Consider the following 24,145-nt stretch of genomic DNA (forward strand, 5'->3'; position numbering starts at 1 on the left):
CTGAAATTGCGTTATTTTTGTATTGTTAGTTATGGGGTAATATTGATTCACTTTGAAGCAGTAAAATTCTAGATGCTCCCAACACCTTTAAAAAATCGTTGGGAGCATCGTGGAAAATATTCTTTGAGATATTATATTTTTCCTTATGATGGTAGTAAAACTTTCATGTTTGAAAGTACTTGCATATTGCTTTGAGATTTATCTAGCTCTAAAGTTTCTACTAACTCTAGCCTTTCTATAGTTTGATAGCGATCGGAATTAAAGTACCAATCTAGATTGCCGCGTATCCAGGCATACATTCCTGATATATACTTTGCAAGTTCAGCATCTACTTCTTCTCCAAAAGATGGCAGACATGCTTCTAATTCGAGCAGTTCTCGTACTTCTCGATCGTGGATGTCGATTGCACGCTTAATCGCTATTTCTAGAGGTAGTTGCTGTTGATAGTGCAATACTAATACTAGATTGTGAACATCACCACTTGCCATTTCTCTAGAATACGAGAAGATATCATTACACCAGGCAAGAATATTAATTGTCTTCTCCTTGAGTTTTTTAAAGATGTCGTGCTGTCGTAAAATATCAGGAATCAGCAATTGCTCGCAAAATTCAATCAATACTACGGTAAGATCCCCCGCCGAACTTAAGTTTCGTATTCTGATATAAGTATCAATATCCGGTATTATTTCCTGTGCGCGATTACTTGCTTCCTGTACACACCCGGCGAAGTATTCCTCAAAGCTAAAAACAAAGTGATGGAACCATTTTATGCTCCCTATTTGGAGCATCCGTTGTCGTAGGTCACTTAAAGCATAGCTAAGGTGTATATCGTTGCTTGTAAGTTCTGCTCCATTTAATATTTCAATAAATCTCTGGTGAAAAAGCTTAAGTGCTTCAGGTTGTTGGCCTAAATCTGACATATCACATTGATCGTCCCAAATAAACAGCCAACTGAACAAGTCACTGGCAATCTTTATTTTTTCCAGATTGCAGTAAGGATAAGCACCTGCTACGAGCTTGAAAAAATTTGACTTGAGGAAACGTCGATAAACTGATTCATTTGCCAGTAAGTTAAAGCAAGTTACCCATTCAAGAGCATACTCTTCTAAAACATCAATATGCTTATTGATATGGGATGAAAATGGACAGTATAAATCGGAGGAAAGTAGTTCCTTCATAAAAATATATTAGTTAGAATTAACTAACATAAAGTACAGGAAAATAAAATCAATAGACTCATAGAAAGCCTATAAATTTTTTTTGAAAATAACTCCCTGTCACACCACATATATACAGTGTGTAAATCATATTTACGTCACTGTATATATGTGGTGTGTAAATCTATATGAGTATTTTCAAACTTAAACAGTATTGTTCTATGTTTTTTTTTTTTTAATAACCGTAAATATACCGTAATTTTCTGGAATGATATTTTTTTATAAAAAAATTACATCTAAGAATACTCATGATAAACACTGTTGACGAAATGAAAAAATTAACTTATGGCATCAACAATATTATTCTGGGTTAGCGCTACTTTTATAAAAAAGCAAGGGTAATAATGACTAATTTCAGAGCGATCGCCTTTATAAAGGAAGATATTTATCTCTACTGAAATTAAGATTGGTGGTTAATATTTCTTATGTAGCGATCGCCCCAACGCAAAGCTATAGGCAATTTAGCGTGAAAATGTTGCTGTTATCAGAGTTTTTGGGAACTATAGGGTTGTCAGACGATAAATTGGCTGCCTGTCTACCAAGAAAATAGAGGGGACTTAGCTGCGATCGCAAGGCAAAAGGCAATAACTAACAATGAATAAAATTAATTTAAATATATGAATGAAAAACCAGATATGAAAATGCTTTATACCCCAGAAGATAGTTTAATCTTAGTGGTAGATGATACTACTACTAATTTAGAAATTGTCTTTGATATATTAACTAATGTAGGCTTTAAAGTGATCGCGGAAAATGATGGAGAAAGAGCACTGAAGCAGGTTGAGTATCAACTTCCTGACTTAATTTTATTAGATGTGATGATGCCAGGAATAGATGGATTTGAAACTTGTAAAAGACTGAAAGCAAATTCAGCTACTTGTGATATACCTGTAATTTTTATGACAGCAAATTCTGATACTCATAGTAAGGTAAAGGGTCTAAATATAGGAGCAGTTGATTATATCACAAAACCCTTTCATCAAGAAGAATTATTAGCTAGAATTAAAACCCATCTTCAATTACGAAATCTCACAAAAACTTTAGAAAAACGAGTTTTAGAAAGGACAGCAGCATTATCTAGGGCATTAAAAGACCTACAAGAGTCTCAACTTCAGCTTGTACAGACGGAAAAAATGTCTGCTCTTGGTCAATTAGTAGCAGGAGTTGCTCATGAAATTAATAATCCAGTTGGTTTTATTCATGGCAATCTTGGACACGCTTCAGTATATTTCCAAAACATGATTAACATTATTGACCTTTATCAGGAACACTATCCTAATCCAGTTCCAGAAATTCAAGAGGAAATTGCAGCCATAGATTTGAAGTATATACTTGCCGATCTACCTAATTTAATTTCCTCAATGAAAGAGGGAGTTCAGCGCATTCGCAACATTAGTACCAGCTTGAGAACCTTTTCTCGAGCAGATAGCGATCGCAAAGTGTATTGCAACATTCATGATGGTATAGACAGTACAATTATGATTCTCAAACACCGTTTAAAAGCATCCGAAGATCGACCCGATATTCAAGTAATTAGAGTTTACGATATATTGCCAGAATTAGAATGTTTTATCGGACAACTCAATCAAGTATTTATGAATTTATTAGCTAATGCTATTGATGCTTTAGAGGAGTCTAATGTAGGACTTACCTATATGGAGATTGAAGCAAATCCTAATCAAATTTTGATTCAAACTACTCTTACTGAAGATAAAAATTATATCTTGATTAGGATTAAAGATAATGGCGTGGGAATGTCGGCTGATGTCCAAAAAAAAATCTTTGACTATTTATTCACTACTAAGCCAGTCGGTCAAGGTACAGGATTAGGCTTATCAATTGCTCGTCAGATTGTTGTCGAAAAACATGGAGGAACTCTAGAGGTAAATTCATCAATAGGGCAAGGTTCAGAATTTATCATTAAACTTCCCATTTAATAATTATAGTAAGTTACGTTTATTAACATAATAAATAAATTTATGTTCAAGGCAGTAGTAGACCACAGTAACGATCCAGATTCTCTTGCAGCAGTTGAAGAAGTTTTTCAGCAATGTGCCAGTTCTCTTGCAAAAGATATACCAAAAGCTGGGATTATTTTTGCTGGCTAACCTTTTAAGACTCGATCTAATTCCCCACTCTTTAAGGAGGGTTATAAAAAATAATGAGGAGTTAACCTAGAAGAAACTATCAAGACCGTAAACTGTCACAACAATAAGGCTCAGAATTTCTTATGAACATTTTTTCCTGATAACCAAAAGCAAACATTAAATTCTCAGAATAAAAAGATTAAGTAGTTACTTTATAGAAATTTTGGGGAACTCTATAAGTGTACTTCCAAGATTGTATTCTCAAAATTTATGATCGATGTACCCAAGGACTCAATAGCTACGCTTAATCTTTCTTTAGAACGCGACATATTTTTACGTACACTAATTAGAGAATTATCTGGTACTTTGCAGGATGTAGTGGGTTTAGAAGAAGCTTCGGGATTTATTAGCGTTGTTGGTGAAAGGATGGGAAGACAGATTAACCAAGATTATAAATCTGCCCTGGAAATCTCTAACCTTTCTCGTAAGCAGGTAGCTGATGTCTTGATTGATTTAAAAAAACGAATCCAGGGCGATTTTTATGTTATTGAGCAGAATGATGAAAAAATCGTCTTTGGCAACCGTGTTTGCCCATTTGGCGACAAAGTACTGAATCGCCCTGCCATGTGTATGATGACTTCAAACGTGTTTGGAACGATCGCAGCTAATAATCTCGGATATGCAAAAGTAGAATTGCAAGAAACAATAGCAGAAGGTAATTCTGGATGTAAAGTTATTGTTTATTTAAAACTTACAGAAGAAGCAGAAGATGCAGAAGGTCGAGAATACTTTAGGGGACTAGAATCTGTGTAAATCCTTTACGATTAAACAAAGTAACTCCAGGATTAAGCTTAGTGCAGATATGTAAAGTAGAGTCAAACCTAAAAGTTGAAGCCCCATGACTCCTGAACAATTTATTGAATTTGCCAGAGTTTTACCAGAACCTTTACTTCTGGTAAGTGCAGAGGGTCAGTTGTTAGCGACGAATCAACCAGTAGCAGATATGCTGGGGTTACGCCGTCAAGAACTGCGGGGAAGAATGCTCTTTGAACTAGTAACTGAGTCTAGCGACGATCTTGTAAAGTATTTACAAGCTTGTTCAAGTAGTAGGGCAATGGTGATTGGCTCTTTGACTTTACGAATGAATGATGGACAAACCTTAATATGTCGTAGTCAAGGAGCAGTTATTCAACCTTGGTCTCCTGAATCTTCAGCTTTAATTCTCTTACGGTTGGAAAATAGAGTTTTAGCCAGTAGTAATTTCGTTCTGTTGAACGAAAAAATTGATGAGTTAGCCAAAGAAGTTCAGAGACGAAAACAAGCAGAAGAAGCGCTCAAGAAAGTGAATCAAGAGCTAGAAATTCGAGTCGAGGAACGTACAACTGCTTTACAAGACACATTAAATGAACTACAACTTACGCAAACTCAGCTTATCCAAGCTGAGAAAATGTCTAGTTTAGGCCAGATGGTCGCTGGTATTGCTCATGAAATTAATAACCCCGTGAGTTTTATTTATGGGAACCTCCACCACGCTCATAAATACACTCAGGATTTATTGAAATTAATCGAAGCTTATCAACAAGCTTTTCCAAATACTGTTCCAGAAATCCAACAGCAAGTAGAAGAAATAGACTTAGATTTTTTGATTCAAGATATAACCAAACTCTTCCAATCCATGAAAGTGGGAGCAGAACGCATTCAGGAAATTGTTAAATCACTACGTAATTTTTCCAGGCTGGATGAAGCAGAACTTAAGCAAGTCAATATTCATGAAGGAATTGATAGTACTTTGATGATTTTGGAGCATCGCCTGCAAGCTAGGCATGAGTACCCAGAAATCAAAATCATCAAAAAATATAGTCAGCTACCGAATGTAACTTGCTATCCTGGTCAACTCAATCAAGTGTTTATGAATATTCTTGCTAATGCAATCGATGCACTGGAAGCATCAGCGCTCAACAGTCAGTATTCAGAAGTAAATACACAAAAAACTGAAAGTCAAAAACTGATAAATAATAATCCCCAAATTCAAATTAAAACTGAACTAATCGATGAAAAATGGATAGAAATTAGTATTGCTGATAATGGTTTGGGGATAAATGAACAAGTTCACTCAAAGCTATTCGATCCGTTTTTTACCACTAAAACTGTGGGTAAAGGTACTGGACTAGGGCTATATATCAGCTATCAAATTATAGTTGAAAAACATAACGGGCAACTTAGCTGTTTTTCTGTTCCAGAAAAAGGTGCAGAGTTTGTAATTAAAATACCTATTCAATCAGCCTCATAAAATTTCAGTTTAAAGATATAATAACGCCTGTCTGCTCATTAGCAAACAGGCGTGTTTTTGATTACAAAATCTGGTTGAGATTCAGTTATATCTTGGCAGTAGAATCAACAGAGGATTCAGACTGACTAACCGAATCTAACTTTGGTAAAAGCAGTGGATTTTCTGCTTTTACATTAGTGTTGATTGTTGCTTGCAAAAATGAGGTATGGGAGATGGAATTGTTAGCCAATGTAAACAGTGGATTTGACAAAATCCCTGCTATGGAAGTGGCAATTAATGTTACCACCAACCCGACCTGCAAAGGTCTTAGCCCAGGCAAATCCCAACGCACTTGTGGATAATTCTTCACCGCGTCGGACATTTCATGGGGTTCTTTGACTACCATCATCTTAACTACGCGAATGTAGTAGTAAATGGAGACGACGGTGGTAACTAAGCCCAGCAAAACTAACCAATAAAGTCCTGCTTGCCAACCAGCCCAGAATAAGTAAATCTTGCCGAAAAACCCAGCCAATGGTGGAATACCACCCAAGGAAAGCAGGGAGATACTCAACCCCAGTGTTAGGAGTGGGTCTTTTTGATATAAGCCAGAGTATTCGGCAATCTGGTCAGTTCCCGTCCGCAGTGAGAATAGGATGATGCAGGTAAAACCACACAGATTCATGAACAGGTAAACCAGTAAGTAAAATATCATACTGGCATACCCTGCCTGTGTACCAGCAATCAAGCCAATCATCACAAACCCAGCTTGAGCAATGGATGAATAAGCTAGCATCCGTTTCATGCTGGTTTGGGCTAGGGCGACTACGTTACCCAAAATCATGCTCAGAACGGCAAGAGCTGTGAAGACAAACCTCCACTCGTCAGCAACAAGGGGGAAGGCTGTTGTTAACAAGCGGATGGCTAAGGCAAAACCAGCTGCTTTGGAACCAACAGATAAAAAGGCGATGACTGGGGTGGGAGCGCCTTCGTAAACGTCTGGTGTCCACTGGTGGAAGGGTGCAGCGGAGATTTTAAAGCCAATACCCGCGATCGCAAAAACCAGGGCAATCACTAAACCTAAAGATTGTCCCACTTTTGCTGTGGCAATGCCATTAGCGATCGCACTTAGTTCAGTTTGTCCTCCAGATAGTCCATACAGCAGGGATACACCGTACAAAAATATTGCTGTACTGGAAGCTCCAATTAACAAGTATTTCAGCGCCGCTTCGTTGGAGCGGGGGTCACGCTTGGTATAACCTGTTAACAGGTAAGACGAGATACTCAGGGTTTCTAGGGAGATGAAAATCATTACCAACTCACTAGCCCCGGATAAAAACATCCCTCCTAAAGTAGCACTCAGCAAAATAGCGATGAATTCGGCTAAAGCTGTGCCGCTCTGCTCAACGTAGCGAATTGACATTAGTATAGTCACAATCGCAGACAAGGCAATAATACCGCGAAAGACAATACTCAGGTCGTCACCATTAAAGCCACCGCTAAAAGAGATGGGATTAAGAGAGTCCCATTGAAAATATAGGGCGATAATCGAAGCAAATAAACCTGCGATCGTTAGATATCCAATCCAGCGTCCAGATGTACGCCCCAAAATCAAATCAACAATCAAAACCCCCAAGAGGGTGAGAATAACAATCCCCTCTGGTAAAATCGTTCCAGCGTTTAGCTGGGATGCAATATTAGCAAAATCCATGAGATGTATAGGTTTTGGCGATTAGACATTAAGGCTAACTCTGTTCACTCTAGCAAGTTTTCTAATCCCCGGACTAGCTCTTTTAACAAGAGCTTAACAGCTTGGATGCAGATGGCGATTGCACCAACCTTAATACTTTACCAGCAGCTTTCTCAGTATCCAGGGATTCACTTAACAACTTTCCGACTTCGTTTTTCAGGTGTGACCAAATAATTTGTAATTCGTAATACTCGCCTTCATGCGAGAAGCAAGCTACGTCATTCGTAATTAAAAATGGTACAAGTTGTTACTGATAGGAATCAAGAATTACTTATTATCAATTACGAATTATTTTAATTTTTAGTGAATACCTTGATTACATAAATAATTATGTCGCAGTCAGGGCGATCGCGTAGCGTGCCGTAGGCTATCGCCACGGATAAAAAGCTCATAAAATTAATCAGGGCACAGCAATGCTGTGCCCCTACAATATTCATAACTCCTAAATTTATTAAAAATCGGCGGATGGCAGTTTGCCTTGTAAAGACTGAAATTTAGACTGAATACAGTTGGCACAATTGCAACCAACTCGATCGATAATCGGATTAGATGTTTGAATCAAATGTGGTGTTGGCTCAGGAATTTGTTGTGTAGATACTACCGTCATAAATTGGGTAGCATAAACAGATTTCAGGCTGGATGCGTTTGCTGGATTGACTACCAGCAGCATGGATACCAGAAATGCGGGACAGGCAAGTAAAATCAGTTTGACAATGTTCATAATTTACAAAGATACCTTTGCTGATACAGCATAGCCAATAAATTGCCCAGCTTCAATTTTAATTACCAAGTATTGCTTAACTACGCCCAAATCCTTGACCCCGCAAAACCTTTGACCATACAACTAATTCGCCCTGTTCACCGCCTGCGGCCAGTAACTTACCTTGGGGATGCCAAGCTAGGCTAGAAAATCCTGCTGAGACACCTGTGATAATTTGGGATACTTCTTTGGCTTGGTTCCACAAACATAACCAGCCGTCAGCAGCAGCAGAAGCCAGAAGGAAGCTTTTAGGTGCAAAGGCGATCGCATTAATTACACCCACATGATTAGTTAAAACTCGTGCTTCCCAACCTAAAGAATCATCCTCTAGCTTTTCCCACACCACAATACCTTCTACGCTAGAAGATGCCAATATTGGCGCACCCACTTTAGTCATAGCTTCTGACCATGCCAATTGGCGAATTTTACCGGGGAAGCCACGCATTACCCAAGGGTCGGGGTTGTTCCATTCTAAAACGGTGACACTACGATCCATGTTGCCAGAAGCCAGGTATTTGCCATCGGGCGACCAAGCCATCGCTAAACTGACAGTAGTCATATCTAAGCTGTATGGTTCTTCATCCCAGTTTTGACTGTGCCAAATTTTGACTCCCTTATAACCACTAATGGCTAAGTATTCTCCGTCAATGCGCCAATCTATACCCAATACTGAAGAGTTGTCGAAATTCAGTGTCACGACAATTTCACGAGTATCTGCATCCCAAACTTGGACGTAACGCCCCAAACTAAAAGCCAGTTGGTTGCTAGTGTAATTCCAAGCTAGTTTGTCAACCCATGCAGGGGCATTTTCTAATGTGGCGATTAATTCAGTGTCGCGCCAAATCTTCACCTGTCCATCTTGTCCGCCAACGGCTAAAAATTTTCCATCTGGCGAAAATGCTAGACAGTCTACTGATTTACCGTTACCAGTTTGTAGGGTTGTGAGTTCGCCATCATTCCATAGAACGACTTCGCCGGCGGCAGAAGTTGCTGCTAAAGTTTTACCTTGTGGCGACCAAGCGATCGCAGTTACATAATCTGAAAGTGTCCCCGAATAGTGTTGTTCAAATTCCTTAGATTTGGTTGTGGAGTTCATATTTTCTACAGAAGTTAGAAGTTAGGAGTTAGGAGTTAGAAGTTAGGAGTTAGGAATTTTTAACTCATAACTCATCACTCATAACTCCTAACTTTTTTTATGCTAGACAGGCGAGAAAATCTTCCTTGAGTTTGGCTGCATCAAGATTGCGACCGATGAAAACTAGTTCATTTTTGGGGGTTTCGTTTGGTTTCCAAGGGCGATCGGGTTTGCCATCAAAGATCATGTGTACTCCTTGGAATACAAATCGATTATCTTCTCCAGCAATATTTAAAATGCCTTTCATCCGAAAGATATCTGGGCCTTGAGTACGCAGTAACTCGGAAAGCCAAGCGTTTAATTTTTCTCCATCAACTGCACCTGCTTCTACTAGAGCCACAGAATAAACAGTTTCATCGTGTACGTGGGCATCTTCGCCTAAGAAATCTGGATCGATTTCTAATGCGCGTTCTAAATCAAAGGCTTTTACACCTAACAAAGCATCCATTCCGAGTTCAGAATTTTGGGTACGGTAGATTTTTGCGATCGCATTCATTGCCCGAATCCGTTTTTCTAATTCATTCAACTCTTCTGGCGCTACCAAATCTGTTTTATTAAGTAAAATTACATCGGCAAAAGCAATCTGTTCTTGTGCTTCGTCTGCATCCCAATGCTGCCAAATATGTTTGGCATCGACCACTGTCACCACCGCATCTAAAGACAGTTGGCTTTGCAAATCTTCATCAACAAAAAAAGTCTGAATTACTGGTGCTGGATCGGCTAATCCAGTTGTTTCAATTACTAAATGGTCAAATTTATCGCGCCGCTTCATCAAATTGCCAATGATGCGAATTAAATCGCCGCGCACTGTACAACAGATACAGCCATTATTCATTTCAAAAATTTCTTCATCTGCATCGATAATCAATTGATTATCAATACCCACTTCCCCAAATTCATTAACAATCACAGCAACTTTTTTGCCGTGTTCGTAGGTGAGGATGTGATTGAGTAGAGTCGTTTTACCTGCTCCCAAATAGCCTGTAAGAACAGTAACGGGAACTGAATTGTTGATTACGTCAGCCACCATACTCTAAATTCCCCTTATCTCACCTTATGGATAATCATTATCGCCTATGATAAATCTTTTTATATTTTTCTGCGAACTTGCTATTATTTTGGGCTTCAGAAAAATAATTACATAATTTAACGTGAGTTCGACGGAACTAAAAAATGGCAGGAGGTAGCGCAGGCAAATCTTTTGGGTAAATATCAATTGAAGGTTTTTTAGGCAAATAGGTATAAGCAGCTAAACCAGCCATCAAATTCACCAAAAAATTAAATGGACTACGATGGCGAGAGTGTTCGATTTGACATATATTTTTCAGATGGTCATTGACGGACTCAATCACAGCACGTTTGCGTAACAGAATTTTATCAATCAGTTTTACCAAGCGATTTTTCATTTTCTTTTTAGATTTTGTGATTAATTGCAACCCTCGTTCATATAACTCCTCAAATAATTTTTGAGAGATGTAACCTCTGTCACCAAAGAGTTTACCAATTAAATCTTTAGTCATATCTGGGACTGGTTTTCGGTCATCGATATTTGCTGGAGTTAGTGAAAATGCGAGTAATTCTCCACAATCATTAATAATCAAATGCAGTTTAAATCCAAAGTGCCAGCCCACAGAATTTTTGCCCCATTTCACCAACCCTTTAAATACCTTGTGAGAATGCGCTCGACAGTTGTGACAAACATCTATTGGGGTGGAATCGATAAAACTAATCCCTGTAATTTCTCCTGTTCGTGTATGCAAAAAACAACACAGCAACATTAAACACCAAGGCATGAGTTCCACAAATCTTGTGTAACTGACCAAATTTGGAAACACTCCACGCCAGCTTTGTAGTACGTGCAACGTATAAAATTCCTTAAAAGTCTTATAACCACTGCCATGAAACGCGATTACTATTGTCATCACTTCCGATAAATGCATCCTGGACTGACTGCGACGTTCTCCTTTGGTGGATGGTAACTGTGGTACTTGTTGCCATAAGCTTTGCCACTGATTGCAGAAATCATCCACATCCCAGAAGATTTGCGTGATATCAAGGCGAGATACAATGGTGGACATAGCCGAGACCCTTATTTTTCTTAGATATTTTTAGTCTCGGCATTTTTTTGTGATTTTTTGGCTAATCCTCAATTAATCTTAGCGATCGCTGCCGTGAATAACCTTGTTTTGCAAATCTATACATCGCAAGCTTTTTACCTTTTTATAACCGTCGAACTCACGTTAATTTAATCAAGAAATATTTTATTTTTATCCATCTATAATATGGCGATTCTCATTTGAATAATTAGGGGCGCACATCTGTACGCCCCTAAAATGGGATCTATGTTCATCTCTGGTTAATTATTTCTGAGATAACAAAAAATCTTGAACTGCTTCTAAAACAACTGCTGGGTATTCTTCATGCAGTCCCAAAGAACCGGGAATGACAACGCTTTTCACTCCTGGTAAGGCTACCAAAGCGTTCATTTCTTCTCGTGATTTTGGGGGGCTAGATTCCCCAATTACTACCATCAAGGGTACGGTTAAAGACTGTACAATTTCTAAAAAATCAGATTGTTCGCGTACAGCATCGAGATTACCAGTTACAAAGGCAGCAGATGCAAATCGCGCTCCTGGTTGTTGAGTGGTGTGCCACTTTTTCTCAATGAAACTGGGTGTAATTTTAGCCGCGTCAGTAAAGACATGACGGCGGTACATGAAACTTAAGAAAGATTGAGTAGTGTTGAGTTTGTAGAGAGCTTGACCAAGTATAGGCGATCGCACCAATTCTCTCACAACGCCAGCTATCTGTTGACTTGCCCCCATTGTTGGTAAAGGCCCACGCCAAGTAGGAGCCAACAATACAATTTTTGAGAAAGCAGCCTGCTTGACAGCTAATTGTAAAACGTATGTAGCAGCATGACCAGCCGCCACCACAGTAACAGGAGTATTAAAAACAGCTTTGACAAAATCTTCCAGAAATTGCTGATAAATTTCTGGTCGATAATTCAAACTAGGGCGAGAAGATTCACCAAATCCCGGCCAGTCTAAGGCTACAACTTGAAAATTGGGAGCTAGTAACTTGGCAAGTTCGCCGACTTCCAAACGCGTCGAAACACTGCTGAAAGCTGGTAGTAGCAATAGCGGTGAACCTTTCCCGAGGGTTTCATAAACAACGCGCAATTCCTGATTTTCCCAGTTCCAGAGATATTCTTGAACTACTCCACCAAAACCAGTAGCAGCAGAGGTAGATAATAGATTGGTTGACATGACACTAAATTTTGGTAGTTGTACCTTATTTGTCCTTTGTCATTTGTCCTTTGTCCTTTGTCCTTTGTCTTTTGTCCTTTGTTGATAACCAATAACTAATGACTAATGACTAATGACTAATGACCAATGACCAATGACCAATGACTAATGACTAATGACCAATAACCAAGTTTAGCTAGGCAAATCTAACTTACATTCCAATGCTTTTTTTTGCATGGTTTTAAAAATATTGTAAAATCCATTCGCACGGGAAGGTGTCAGGCTAACATTTAAACCTGTTTCTTGAATAAAATCTGGAGTAAGTTGAACAATCTCAGTTGGCGTTAGTCCATGTAATCCCTCTACCAGAAGCCCGACTAATCCTTTGGTTAACTGAGAATCGGAATCGCCCTGAAATACAACCTTACCATCATCCAAGGCTGCGGTGATATAAACTTGAGACACACAACCAGGAACTTTGTTTTCGGGTAATTTATCAGCTTCTGGGAACTCATTGAGCTTCTGAGCATACCAGATTAGCTGTTCGTAGCGTCGCTTCGGTTCAGAAGCGCGTTGAAAGCGCTGGACAATTTTAGCGAGCGCAGGTGGCAAAGAATCTAGAGTTGAGGACATAACAGAAGCTGAAAACGATCGGTATCTCCTTGAGTGTAGATTATCTTTAGAGCAATCGCGCCTCTGGTTCTCTTGGCATTATCAAGCTTGCCATTACTGACTCTAATTTATCAAATCCAGCTAATTACTGCGTAGTCGCAGCCCAAGCTAGGTATCGCATCCCCATCGTCCAGGTTTTTCAATGCCTCTAATTACAAAAACTTAATTTTATTCTAAATAGAAAACTATATAACTTCGTAGCATATTGTCTGCGAATCTACTGCGCTTACCTTTGCGTCCCTCTGCCTTGAAATTTCAACCCTCAATTCTCCACGATTCGACAATGCTATGCTTACGCACTTACAAAATTAGCTGCAAGTAGATTTAACCAAGCAGCTAGATAACTATCAACAATAATTAAAAATTAAAAACCAAAAAAAATTCTGATTTTTAATTTTTAATTTCTCTCCCTTGAGGATTAATTTGTAGTTTGTGCAGCTAACATCTGCTTCAGCTTTTCTAATTCCGAAGCCCAACGAGGATCTGGACGAATAGCGTCTGAATCGGTGGTTGTAGTGCTGGTTTCGCGAGAACCTCCGCCACCGCCGCCACGACGAGGCTTCTTAGAGCTTTTCTCACGACGGCTACCTTCTCTATTGGGGCTAGGAGTCGGGGTACTATTACTAGTACTAGCAATAACTGGTTTAGGAGCTTGCTCGTCGCCCTCTTCACCCTTTGTCCGAGGTAATGCCTTCTCTAGCTTAATGGGAGTGTCTTTGAACATCTGACCATTATACTTTTCAATAATTTCGTCAGCTTGTTCGTCATTATTGACTGTAAGAAAACCGAAACCACGGCATTTGCCAGTTTTGCGGTCTTTAATTAATTTAGTAGTTACAGCATCACCTTCTGCTGCAAAAACGGCTTGCAGATCTTGACGATCTATTTCATCTTTAGGCAAATTACCTATATATAGGCGAACGGACATGAACTATACCTCCAGAGTTAAATGAACATGGCAAGGCAAGAAAACAATCACTTAGCTTTGACTTTTAAATAAATGCTATTGACCAAGACTGCCATAAACCAATTTTTTTGCTCGAAACTGTCAACCTATACAACAATACAGTTTTTCGTCGGGATCAAGCTTGTTTAATCCAAAGGCTCACACTAATGGTGAGCTAATAACACCTTAATTCTAAGAATTGTAAATTTAATAGCCTATTGCCTGCTAAAGTACACGCTTTCTTCTATGCCCTTTTTCGCAGAATCAAATACCATTCCTTACATTACCACGGTATTTTCTACGTAGCTAGTTTAGCGCCTACATTTTCAGCATTACTATTACTGCATCGTAACATAAAACACATTTTTTTATGCAAGTGAGCATATTTTGAAACAAAAACCAGCCAGTGGCTGGTTAATTTGCTGCTGTGTTGGGAGGATAAAAAGGTATAGAGCGGGGAAAAAGCACCTAAATCCACAACTAAGCGGTGATGCTGAGTTATGTCGGTTGCTCTTGTTTGTGTAAATAAATGTAACATTTGTTAAGGAAACCTGCAACTTTTCTTTACATTCCGATTTGTCCTTTGTCCTTTGTCCTTTGTCCTTTGTCCTTTGTCCTTTGTCCTTTGTCCTTTGTCCTTTGTCAATGCCCAATGACTAACCAGTTAGAAAGACGTATGCGCCCCAAGCCTGTGCTGCAACAGCCAAAAAAGTAGACCAAATGGGATGCGGGCTATGAATGGTTTTACCACTTTGAGTTTCTAGGGTTTGGATATCGATCCAAGGTGTTGCTCCTCGTCTGAACCAACCTGTGACGATAATTTGCCGCCCGATTAGATCCTGATGATTGACTGACTGTCCTAGCCAAGAAATGTGGTGCAATTTCACCAAACCTGCGCTGGATTGCAAGATTAAATCTTGCGCTAGGGTGTTACTAGTACCTTGACGACCTAATAATTTACCCACAAGACGCACGCTGACGCTATCAATAGGTAAGGCAGAAGGGTCAGCTAACAGGTTGGGTAAGCTGTCGTCAGTTTGTACGGTGGCAGGTTTAATATCGGGGAAGAAAGAATTAATCCGCATCACAGTACCGATGCTAAAGCCAATCAGAAGGCAGCCTGTAATGAAAGACCAATCTTCATATATCCACTTTAGATTTAAAAACTTGAGTGTGAATGCTAGTTGCCAGGTTAGCCAGACGAAAGCTGCAAACAAAAGCCCTAGAGGAATTCCCAACCAGGGAGCGACTTGTAATAGAAAAGACTGACGCTTAACCTTTGATGGAACGCTATCAAAATGTAGTTCGGTGTCTAGATGCCAGTGACGGGCTATTTGGCAGAGGCGTTCGAGGCGATCGCCCATTAAAGGATGGCTATTATTAATCGTAAACCATCGGCGATAAGGATTGGCGGTATCCCACTTCAAAAAGGATTCAAAAGATAGATTACTGGCAATAGTGCCCAAAGATAAACTCTGTTGGTAGCTAACTGGTGTCAGCAGATTTAAGCTTTCTAGTTGCCAACTGGTGTGTTCTTGTTTTTGGATGTCAGCGGCAATGCCAATGGCAATTTTGAGTAAAGCGCGAATCAGGGCATTGGGATTACCAGTAATTTCAGCGGCGACGCGATCGCTATAATAAAGCCGCAACCGCGACAACCACAATGCAGTTCCAGTCAACAAACACCAAATTCCATAAATTAGACTCGCCAGAATTGTCACTGGCCAGCGCCAAATTTTCGCTGATATTTTGTCTCCCAACTCCGACACTTGCTGATATAGCTGATGAGTTGGTAGTGTTACCAGCAGCAACAAAGACATTACAGCAAAATCCCAGTGAGCTATATGCCCGAGCTGCGTGGCGTAAATAATGGCGATTTCATCATCTGCTAACTGCTCTAATAACCCTTGACTCACAACAATCCTGGCATTACGTGGTAAACTACCATAAGTCAGAATAATTGGTGCAGCCGTTGGTAAAATTCGCAGTTTGGGTAACGGCCAGTGCCGCTGTTGGCAACAACGTTGTAGCACCCGAACGGCTTCGCGGCTATGAGTATTCAATACATCTTTCGGAAATTCTCGCTGACCATACAAGTTCGCCAGTAGCAGATCCAGCAACCAAGGTGATACTCCGATTAAAATCACCAATGCGATCAGCAACAGTTGGGTAGGATCTTCGTATAAAAGCTGTATCGGCTCCAGATAAGGTAGTTTGACTAAAGTCTGGTTGATTAATCCCAATGCGAATTTGAGGATTTCTCGGATCGTCCAAAACAGGGCGATGAATGTCCCTGCGGACAGTAGCCGCAAGGGAATTAATTTTGGTTTACGTAGTGGTTGCCATGCTTTGGCGCGTTGTGCTTGCCGCCAATAAATAACGCCGAATAATTTGGCTTGAGTGCGGGTAACAGAACCCATGAAGCCGCTTAGGGGTGTAGCCGATGGTGGCGGTGGTGGCGGTGTCGCTAATGTAGCTTTGAGTCTAGCTAGTGGCACCATCGGCGGGATGTCGTCGCTTCTGGTTTCTATGACTCGATCGTTCGGTTTTTCCTCTGATGTAGGAGTTTCCGGGGGAGTAATGGGGGTTGAATCTGGTGTTGAATTCTCAAAGGGAACAAATCCAGTTTCGACTTTTTTTGATTCTCGATCGGATTTTTTACGTTTTGTCAGGTGTTCGAGAGCGCGTGTTGCCCACTCTTGAACTTGCGGATTGTTACTCTCAATGAGATTCTGGGAAATAGCGATCGCTTTGGAAACTTCGCCAGTGCGAGCATAAGCCATCACTAAACCAACTTGGGCTTGTAAGCTAGCAGTACCGCTTTGACTGGTAGCAATAGGTTCTAGTTGGGCGATCGCTGTTTGGTAATTTCCCTGCTTGAGGGCAACTAAACCAGCCTCCAAAGACGGTTTGGCATGTGAAGGCATACAAATTCTGGCACTCCAATCTCTTCTAAACGATCCACGTTTGGGCAAAAGCGCGAACCTCGGATGCCGTGGAAATCAACCGCGCTCAAGTTTTGCTTGTCAACTAATTTTGGATTTTGGATTTTGGATTTTGGATTGAGCCTGACCACAAGGTTACTTGGCTCAAGGATTTTAAATTAAGGATTTTAGATTTGTTCTACCCACTAGGGGCAAGGCATGAACAAAAAAATCTAAAATTTAAAATCTAAAATCTAAAATTCGTAGTGAATTATTTCTCCACTGGTTGTTGACTAGAAAATACTGGAGCGATCGCGCTTAATTTTAACTCTGGATGGTCGCCCAATAACTGTTGACAATTCCATTCATTACGGAATAGCAACACTGGTCGTCCCATACTGTCTTTAACTGTAGTGGTATTGAATATTCGTCCCACTTTTTCTAATGCTTCCCAACCACCCTCAACCCAACGGGCGACACTGTAGGGCAATAAATCTAATATGGTTTCTACACCATACTCATTTTGTAAGCGAAACTGTACCACCTCGAATTGCAACTGACCCACCGCCGCCAAAATTGGATCGCGCTTGGCTTCATCAGTTGAATACATAATTTGCACAGCACCTTCTTCTCGCAATTCCGCAACGCCTTTTTGGAATTGTTTAGATTTCGAGGGGTTGGGATTCCTCAAAGATGCAAACAGTTCCGGCGAGAAATACGGAATCCCCTCATATTCGAGCTTTTGTCCCGTGTAAATTGTATCCCCGATTGCAAAAACACCAGGATTATTCAAACCGATCACATCGCCAGGATAAGCCACATCAATCGATTCTCGCTCTTGAGCAAAGAGTTTTTGCGGGCGAGATAGACGGATGAGTTTACCAATGCGGGCGTGATTCACCATCATATCTTTTTCAAACTTACCAGTGCAAACCCGGATAAATGCGACGCGATCGCGGTGTTTCGGGTCCATATTCGCTTGCAGTTTGAACACAAACCCCGAAAATTCCGGGTATGTAGGGGGAACTTCGCCAACACTGCTGATATGAGAACCGGGTTTGAGGGCATAGTCGAGGAAATACTTGAGGAATAACTCGACCCCGAAGTTAGTCATGGCGCTACCAAAGAACACAGGCGTCATTTTGCCTTCGTGTATCAACTGTAAATCTAGTTCTGGACCAACTCCTTCTAACAGTTCTAGATCGTTTTTCAGTTGATAGTACAGATTTTGTTCTAGCTGTTCTTCTATTCTCGGATCGCCTAACTCTACTATCGTATCGCGGGCTTCTCGGCTGCCGTGGGCGCTGCGTTCAAACAAGTGAATTTGTTGCTTGTGTCGGTCAAAAACACCTTTAAAGCGATCGCCCATCCCAATCGGCCAGTTTACCGCATAGGTTTGCAATCCCAATTCTTGCTCAATTTCATCCAACAATTCCAGAGGTTCCCTTCCTGGGCGATCGAGCTTGTTGATAAATGTAAAAATTGGGATACCCCGCAACTTACACACTTCAAACAATTTACGGGTTTGCGGTTCCAAACCTTTTGCCGCATCAATTAACATCACTGCATTGTCGGCAGCAGCGAGGGTACGATAAGTATCTTCACTGAAATCTTGGTGTCCGGGAGTGTCTAATAAATTGATTTGACAATTCTGGTATTCAAATTGCAACACTGTGGAAGTAATGGAAATACCTCGTTGTTGCTCCATCGCCATCCAGTCAGAAGTAGCCTTTCGCTGTGCCCGTCGTGCCTTAACGGCCCCAGCTTCGTGAATTGCACCCCCGTACAGGAGTAGCTTTTCAGTTAGTGTAGTTTTACCAGCATCCGGGTGAGATATAATCGCAAAGTTGCGGCGAAGTTCGACTGCTTGAATAAGTTCAGACTGAAGTTCAGTAGACATAAATGTATTTGTTTGAAAGCTAGCTTAATTTTTTTTGACTCTGGCAAGTCTTTTAATCTTAAGACAACGATGCTCATGATAGGGTCGTAGTATAACCAACAATCTGACTAAATAGGAGAAAGCAATGTACGACACAGACAAGCGAAAGCTTCTATCTGCCTTGTCTCATGGAGCGATTTTTTTCAGCACAACATTGGTATCTGTAGGCATACCTATCGCCATACTGCTCGTATCTGACGATCCTGTTGTTAAAGAAAACGCCAAAGAATCCATCAATTTCCACTTTAATGTCTGGTTTTATGGTGCAATTCTGGGAGCGCTGTTTTTTCTATTCGGTTGGTTAGTATTACCTCTATTATTGCTGGGGCCACTAGCCGGTCTGGGATATCTATTACATTGGGGATTAACAATTTGGGCGCTCATTAGAGTTTTCAACAATCCTGATATACCCTTCCGTTATCCTTATATTTTCCGAGTTTTTTAGCATAGATTATGGGTATGGGCATTGGGCACTTGTACTGAGCGTAGTCGAAGTATTGGGCATTGGGCATTGTAAATTATTTGTTATCAATTACAACATTTCATTAATTTGTAGCGAATTCTCTGCGTGCCTCTGCGTTTACCTTTGCGTCGGCAGTCACTCATGGAGGAAACCCCCTTTTCTACGAGACGCTTTGCGTTCGCGTAGCGTTCCAAAGGAAAGGCGCTAGCCTCTCACGAATGGGAGAAGACCGCGCTGCCTCCCCTTTGCTTTTAAATCTCAACCCTCAATTCCCCACAATTTTGCCAACAGACAGTCTTATCATTTTAAATTTTGAATTTCTTCATAATGTTGTTTTTTTTCCAGTCCGTCGGATAGGTGCAACCAAGCTGTAGAATACAAAATTGCCCTACAACTTGATTAAGAGTAGGGCCAAGGACGGTTAAGCACTGTTTGTAGTCTGTCTGACGGCAGGAAAATTTTAGCCTGCTTTTGTGACGCTTTGTTTTGTGTCTATTTGGGTTGTTTTTCTTGATAAAATTTTATGTTTCCTATACATCGCCCCCGTCGTCTGCGTACTCATCCTCAACTGCGCCGGATGGTTCGTGAAACTGTTTTAACAACAAGCGATTTAATTTACCCACTATTTGCTGTACCGGGTGAGGCAATCGCTAATGAAGTGAAATCCATGCCCGGAGTCTACCAACTTTCGGTAGATAAAATTATTGAAGAAGCAAAAGAAATTTACGACTTAGGAATTCCTTCGATTATTCTATTTGGTATTCCGGCTGATAAAGATGTGGATGCCACTGGCGCTTGGCATGATTGCGGTATTGTCCAAAAAGCGGCGACGGCGGTAAAAGAAGCAGTGCCAGATTTGGTTGTAATTGCTGATACTTGTTTATGTGAATATACTAGTCACGGTCATTGTGGTTATTTAGAAACTGGTGATTTAACAGGACGAGTTTTAAATGACCCAACTTTGGAATTGTTGAAGAAAACGGCAGTTTCCCAAGCAAAAGCAGGTGCTGATATCATCGCGCCTTCAGGAATGATGGATGGGTTTGTGCAGGCAATTCGTCAGGGTTTGGATGAAGCCGGATTTCAAGATACGCCGATTTTATCTTATGCTGCTAAGTATGCTTCGGGTTATTATGGCCCATTTCGGGATGCAGCAGACTCGACACCACAATTTGGGGACAGAAGAACTTATCAAATGGACCCAGGTAACGCCCGCGAAGCGATTAAAGAGATTGAATTAGATATCGCTGAAGGTGCTGATATGCTGATGGTTAAGCCAGCCTTGGCATATATGGATATTATTTGGCGCGTCAAAGAAGCAAGTAACTTGCCAGTTGCGGCTTACAATGTTTCTGGTGAGTATGCAATGGTGAAAGCTGCGGCTCTCAATGGTTGGATTGATGAAGAACGGGTGGTTTTGGAAACTTTAACTGGGTTTAAACGCGCTGGTGCAGATTTGATTTTGACTTATCATGCCAAAGATGCGGCGAGATGGTTAAAGTAGGCTAGGCATATTGAATACTAATTTAGTGGGAAATCTCACGCAGAGGCGCGAAGACGCAGAGTTGTGTTTTGGTGTTTGGGCGTGAGATTCTTTATATTTTGGGTTTGGCTGGTGCGAAATTCAAACAAAATTTAACTAATCCACGTTATACTTGTCATACGTGTATTGCAAAGATGATAAAAGTTATGCTCAGTGTCAGGCTGGATGAAGAAACAGAACGGCAGCTAGCCGATATTTTAGCTCACGAGCAAACAGACAAGAGCGAGTTAATCCGACGCTTGATTGCTGAACGCTGGCTAACCTTACAAGCGGGTAAAACTTTGGTAGAGAGGCGGGGTGGACACCCTGAACATCTGCTACAAGATGCACCAACGGATTTATCAGAACGCTCAAACCGTAAAAAAGCGATCGCTCAATATCTCAACAAGCGGCATTCATGACCTATTATCCGCTTATACTCGCGGATAGCGGGTTTTTGTTTGCGTACTACAGCGCCAGAGATCGGTATCACCAACAGGTGCGTCGCTTCTTTGAAAACTGTACTTCTAGGCTGGTAACTACGCCCATTTGTATTGCAGAAGTGGTGTGGTTGCTTAACTTTGATTGGCGTACACAAAACGAGTTTCTTCTAGATGTTGCTAAACAACTCTACGAGTGTGAGCAACTATTACCACAAGATTTTTCGCGCATTGCTGAGTTGAATACTCAGTACAGAGATTTACCAGGGGATTTTGCAGATTTATCCTTGATTGTTATTTCAGAGCGTTTGGATATTGCTGCGATCGCTACTTTAGATAGTGATTTTAATATTTATCGATGTTATCGGAAAAAACCTTTTGAGCGGGTGTTTTAGGGATGCGATGTCTACGACGGGCTACGCCTACGCTACTTAATTGTAATTTTTTCACCGGACACCACTAGCTAAGATTCCTAAAATTTTATTAACATCTTTAAGATAATATTCACTTAAGTCTATTTGGATAGATTGCCCTTCTAATTTTAAAAATTGCCAAATACTTCCAGTGGTGACAGTTCCATAAATTATCAAATTTTCATTACCTGCTCGTTCGTTAAATATTCTTGCTGCTAACATTTCGGCTACACATTGTCCTAAACCAGCAGTAATATTTTCTTTTTTAGCTTCCACAATAATAATGACTGGTGCAGTGATAATTAGTCTTTCTGGAGAACGAGTAATTATAAAATCACAGATTCCATTTAAACCTTGTGCAGGATCGACATTGAATTCAACACCAGAAAACAAATTTATCTGGTCATTTAATTGTCGTCTCAAATCTAGTAATATTGGAGAAATAATCATCTCAGAGCGAGCTTTTTCACTATTGCTAGCAATAGCTATAGGTAGATTATATTGAAGAATTTCTTTTAATAAATCACTGGATTCTATCTCAGATATTTTAGCAAAAATATCAGGTTGCTCAATAGTATTTATCTGAAAATTCTGTTTAATTCTGTCTAAAGTAAAATCACTATATGACATATCAGGAGACACCTTCAGACAACAATGATAAAACTTAATCTAAAAAATAACGACTTAAAAAATCTTGCGGAGTTAAAATTGGAATTCCATTAAATTCTATCAACACCAATAAATCTAAATCACCAGTAACAATTGCTTCAGCATTTGCCGCAACAGCCGCAGCCAAAACTAAATTATCTTTTGGATCGTGTAATTGAGGAGCATCTACAGAGACAGTTGGACAATCATTTGATAAACCCTTGACTACAGAAATCAAATCCTCAACCGTATAACCTCTTTGTTGTAGTCGCAGTTGAAATTTATCACGTTTTAAAGTTGTTTCTAGTTCTAATAATAAAAATTCAGAAGCAAATATATTAATTTGTTGATTTCTTGCTAAACGCAAGGTTTTACCAGGAACACCTCCCCACAACAAAGCTGAAATCCAAACATTTACATCAAGGATAACTCTCATGGGTTAGACCATAACTCTTGTCTGACATCCTTGACAATTTCACTAATTTCTTCCAGCGTGGGTTGATTAGGATCGGGTTCTAAATCTTCTAAGCCTTGCAGAAATTCATCTAAATTTACATTCGGTTTAGTAATTTTTTTCAACACAATTTCATCTTCTGTAACCGAGACTTCATACTCAGTAGAGGGTTGAAGCTGTGCTAACACTTCTGGAGGAATTTCTAGCTTTCCATCAGCCGTTACTTTGGCAATAATAGCTGTGTTCATAATTTTCATATTTGAGTCTAATTCGATTTTATCCTTTTATTTATGGCATTTGGCTGGGGTGTAAATAAAGAATCGCTTGTATTTAGACAATTATAGGTAGACCTTTTTCTCCTTCCTTATCTCCTAATACTGTTCGGTTAAGGCAAGAGACGCGATGAATCGCCGTCTTTACAATAATCAGTCTTTCGTATTGACAGTGATTTATTGCATCTTTAGCGATCTAGAATTTTTATCAAAAAACCTTAACTGAACCGTATTGGGATATAACCAATCTGGCTGTAAAAATCGATTTCTTGGATAAGTTGGCTGCTGGTAATTAATCCTTGGTGATTTGAATTTTGTAGGACACGCATCTTGCGTGTCCTACAAAATGGTTGATTTGTTGAAGTTAGCTATTTACATGATAGGTAAATTGTCAAGTGTGTAGTACATAAATAGAGAATTCCCTTCTTTGCCAGAGTGGGAGGCGATCGCTGTTAAAATTTGGTTTGAGGGTTGCGATCGCTCAAGCTTGCTTTCGTAGTCTTTCTAGGTTTTGTTGATGCAATTCTGGGAAGTTTTCTAAATCATCTATTGACTGCGGTGCAGGGAAGATTACAGCGTCTTCAGAGGTGAATCTATCTAGATAAGTTTGAAAAGCTTCATCATCTTCTCTGTGGTCAAGAATATATTGACGCAATTGGACACGGGGCATTGTCAGAAAATCTGGCTTACTCATACATATCTCCACTTCCCGTCTAGGTAAATTAGAATTTCATTTTCTTCACCAGCGAGAATCACAAGATTTTTTGTTCGTTCATCGATTCGCACTAAAAACACAGGTAAATACATTTTAGTAGCCCAAAAACTTAAGATAAACAACGTTTTCAATTGTTCTACAGTAGGGATATTTAAATTGTTGCTACAACAAATTTTTTACTCTAACGTGATTAAAGTTAAGTTAGTATATTTCAATCGTGAATATCTGAGTATATTTTAAACATAACTCTACGTTTTATTACATAGAGAAA

25 protein-coding genes are annotated in these 24,145 nt (G+C 40.0%); 8 read left to right on the forward strand and 17 right to left on the reverse strand.

Going from position 1 to position 24,145, the window contains the following annotated elements:
• Positions 1–143: 143 nt before the first annotated feature.
• The gene (locus NSTC731_RS14695; protein ID WP_445631443.1) at positions 144–1,178 is read right to left on the reverse strand and encodes a terpene synthase family protein; all 1,035 of its coding nucleotides are present in this window, start codon (positions 1,176–1,178) and stop codon (positions 144–146) included.
• Between the two features lie 656 nt (positions 1,179–1,834).
• Between NSTC731_RS14695 and NSTC731_RS14700 the strand changes: the two genes are divergently transcribed.
• The 4 genes from NSTC731_RS14700 to NSTC731_RS14715 all read left to right on the forward strand — a co-directional run bounded on the left by NSTC731_RS14700 (position 1,835) and on the right by NSTC731_RS14715 (position 5,594).
• The gene (locus NSTC731_RS14700) at positions 1,835–3,154 is read left to right on the forward strand and encodes a hybrid sensor histidine kinase/response regulator (protein WP_445631444.1); all 1,320 of its coding nucleotides are present in this window, start codon (positions 1,835–1,837) and stop codon (positions 3,152–3,154) included.
• A 42-nt stretch (positions 3,155–3,196) separates the two neighbouring features.
• Positions 3,197–3,325, forward strand: a complete 129-nt coding sequence (locus NSTC731_RS14705; RefSeq protein WP_445631445.1) for a hypothetical protein — start codon at positions 3,197–3,199, stop codon at positions 3,323–3,325.
• A 249-nt stretch (positions 3,326–3,574) separates the two neighbouring features.
• The gene (locus NSTC731_RS14710; protein WP_445631446.1) at positions 3,575–4,117 is read left to right on the forward strand and encodes a methanogen output domain 1-containing protein; all 543 of its coding nucleotides are present in this window, start codon (positions 3,575–3,577) and stop codon (positions 4,115–4,117) included.
• A gap of 85 nt (positions 4,118–4,202) precedes the next feature.
• Positions 4,203–5,594, forward strand: coding sequence for an ATP-binding protein (locus tag NSTC731_RS14715; protein ID WP_445631447.1), 1,392 nt, complete (start codon positions 4,203–4,205; stop codon positions 5,592–5,594).
• An 85-nt stretch (positions 5,595–5,679) separates the two neighbouring features.
• On the opposite strand, the gene NSTC731_RS14720 is transcribed toward NSTC731_RS14715, so the two are convergent.
• The 11 genes from NSTC731_RS14720 to prfC form a co-directional block, all read right to left on the reverse strand.
• On the reverse strand, positions 5,680–7,284 hold the full coding sequence (locus tag NSTC731_RS14720) for an NAD(P)H-quinone oxidoreductase subunit N (protein ID WP_445631448.1): 1,605 nt from the start codon (positions 7,282–7,284) through the stop codon (positions 5,680–5,682).
• 332 nt (positions 7,285–7,616) lie between these two features.
• Positions 7,617–7,760, reverse strand: coding sequence for a hypothetical protein (locus NSTC731_RS14725; RefSeq protein ID WP_445631449.1), 144 nt, complete (start codon positions 7,758–7,760; stop codon positions 7,617–7,619).
• Positions 7,761–7,774: 14 nt separating this feature from the next.
• The gene (locus NSTC731_RS14730) at positions 7,775–8,044 is read right to left on the reverse strand and encodes a hypothetical protein (protein ID WP_445631450.1); all 270 of its coding nucleotides are present in this window, start codon (positions 8,042–8,044) and stop codon (positions 7,775–7,777) included.
• A 76-nt stretch (positions 8,045–8,120) separates the two neighbouring features.
• Positions 8,121–9,179, reverse strand: coding sequence for a WD40 repeat domain-containing protein (locus tag NSTC731_RS14735; RefSeq protein ID WP_445631451.1), 1,059 nt, complete (start codon positions 9,177–9,179; stop codon positions 8,121–8,123).
• Positions 9,180–9,276: 97 nt separating this feature from the next.
• Positions 9,277–10,248: a CobW family GTP-binding protein gene (locus tag NSTC731_RS14740; protein ID WP_445631452.1), complete on the reverse strand. Its 972-nt coding sequence runs from the start codon at positions 10,246–10,248 to the stop codon at positions 9,277–9,279.
• Positions 10,249–10,384: 136 nt separating this feature from the next.
• Positions 10,385–11,296, reverse strand: coding sequence for an IS982 family transposase (locus NSTC731_RS14745; protein ID WP_445628360.1), 912 nt, complete (start codon positions 11,294–11,296; stop codon positions 10,385–10,387).
• A 282-nt stretch (positions 11,297–11,578) separates the two neighbouring features.
• Positions 11,579–12,487: an alpha/beta fold hydrolase gene (locus tag NSTC731_RS14750; RefSeq protein WP_445631453.1), complete on the reverse strand. Its 909-nt coding sequence runs from the start codon at positions 12,485–12,487 to the stop codon at positions 11,579–11,581.
• Positions 12,488–12,658: 171 nt separating this feature from the next.
• Positions 12,659–13,099, reverse strand: coding sequence for a SufE family protein (locus NSTC731_RS14755; RefSeq protein WP_334770680.1), 441 nt, complete (start codon positions 13,097–13,099; stop codon positions 12,659–12,661).
• Positions 13,100–13,556: 457 nt separating this feature from the next.
• Entirely contained in the window at positions 13,557–14,066 is a 510-nt protein-coding gene (locus NSTC731_RS14760; RefSeq protein WP_322663615.1) for an RNA recognition motif domain-containing protein, read from the reverse strand.
• A gap of 674 nt (positions 14,067–14,740) precedes the next feature.
• A complete protein-coding gene (locus NSTC731_RS14765) occupies positions 14,741–17,011 on the reverse strand; it encodes a M48 family metalloprotease (RefSeq protein ID WP_445631454.1) in 2,271 nt (756 codons plus the stop codon).
• Between the two features lie 268 nt (positions 17,012–17,279).
• Entirely contained in the window at positions 17,280–18,908 is a 1,629-nt protein-coding gene (prfC, locus tag NSTC731_RS14770) for a peptide chain release factor 3 (protein ID WP_445631455.1), read from the reverse strand.
• Between the two features lie 124 nt (positions 18,909–19,032).
• Between prfC and NSTC731_RS14775 the strand changes: the two genes are divergently transcribed.
• From NSTC731_RS14775 to NSTC731_RS14790, 4 genes are all read left to right on the forward strand, one after another.
• Positions 19,033–19,392, forward strand: coding sequence for a DUF4870 domain-containing protein (locus NSTC731_RS14775; protein WP_445631456.1), 360 nt, complete (start codon positions 19,033–19,035; stop codon positions 19,390–19,392).
• 541 nt (positions 19,393–19,933) lie between these two features.
• The gene (gene hemB / locus NSTC731_RS14780; RefSeq protein ID WP_445631457.1) at positions 19,934–20,914 is read left to right on the forward strand and encodes a porphobilinogen synthase; all 981 of its coding nucleotides are present in this window, start codon (positions 19,934–19,936) and stop codon (positions 20,912–20,914) included.
• 173 nt (positions 20,915–21,087) lie between these two features.
• Positions 21,088–21,354, forward strand: a complete 267-nt coding sequence (locus tag NSTC731_RS14785; protein WP_445631458.1) for a hypothetical protein — start codon at positions 21,088–21,090, stop codon at positions 21,352–21,354.
• A complete protein-coding gene (locus NSTC731_RS14790) occupies positions 21,351–21,767 on the forward strand; it encodes a type II toxin-antitoxin system VapC family toxin (protein WP_445631459.1) in 417 nt (138 codons plus the stop codon). Before NSTC731_RS14785 ends, NSTC731_RS14790 begins: the two co-directional genes overlap by 4 nt.
• A 51-nt stretch (positions 21,768–21,818) precedes the next feature.
• Here NSTC731_RS14790 and NSTC731_RS14795 read toward each other — a convergent pair whose 3' ends face one another.
• From NSTC731_RS14795 to NSTC731_RS14815, 5 genes are all read right to left on the reverse strand, one after another.
• Positions 21,819–22,415, reverse strand: coding sequence for a hypothetical protein (locus NSTC731_RS14795; protein WP_445631460.1), 597 nt, complete (start codon positions 22,413–22,415; stop codon positions 21,819–21,821).
• Positions 22,416–22,449: 34 nt separating this feature from the next.
• Positions 22,450–22,869: a putative toxin-antitoxin system toxin component, PIN family gene (locus tag NSTC731_RS14800; protein WP_445631461.1), complete on the reverse strand. Its 420-nt coding sequence runs from the start codon at positions 22,867–22,869 to the stop codon at positions 22,450–22,452.
• On the reverse strand, positions 22,866–23,135 hold the full coding sequence (locus NSTC731_RS14805) for an AbrB/MazE/SpoVT family DNA-binding domain-containing protein (RefSeq protein ID WP_445631462.1): 270 nt from the start codon (positions 23,133–23,135) through the stop codon (positions 22,866–22,868). The genes NSTC731_RS14800 and NSTC731_RS14805 overlap by 4 nt, the downstream gene beginning before the upstream one ends.
• A 505-nt stretch (positions 23,136–23,640) precedes the next feature.
• Positions 23,641–23,853, reverse strand: a complete 213-nt coding sequence (locus tag NSTC731_RS14810; RefSeq protein ID WP_445631463.1) for a DUF6887 family protein — start codon at positions 23,851–23,853, stop codon at positions 23,641–23,643.
• The gene (locus NSTC731_RS14815) at positions 23,850–24,047 is read right to left on the reverse strand and encodes a DUF6888 family protein (RefSeq protein WP_445632101.1); all 198 of its coding nucleotides are present in this window, start codon (positions 24,045–24,047) and stop codon (positions 23,850–23,852) included. The genes NSTC731_RS14810 and NSTC731_RS14815 overlap by 4 nt, the downstream gene beginning before the upstream one ends.
• Between the last annotated feature and the right edge of the window lie 98 nt (positions 24,048–24,145).

Source organism: Nostoc sp. DSM 114167, assembly GCF_052692655.1.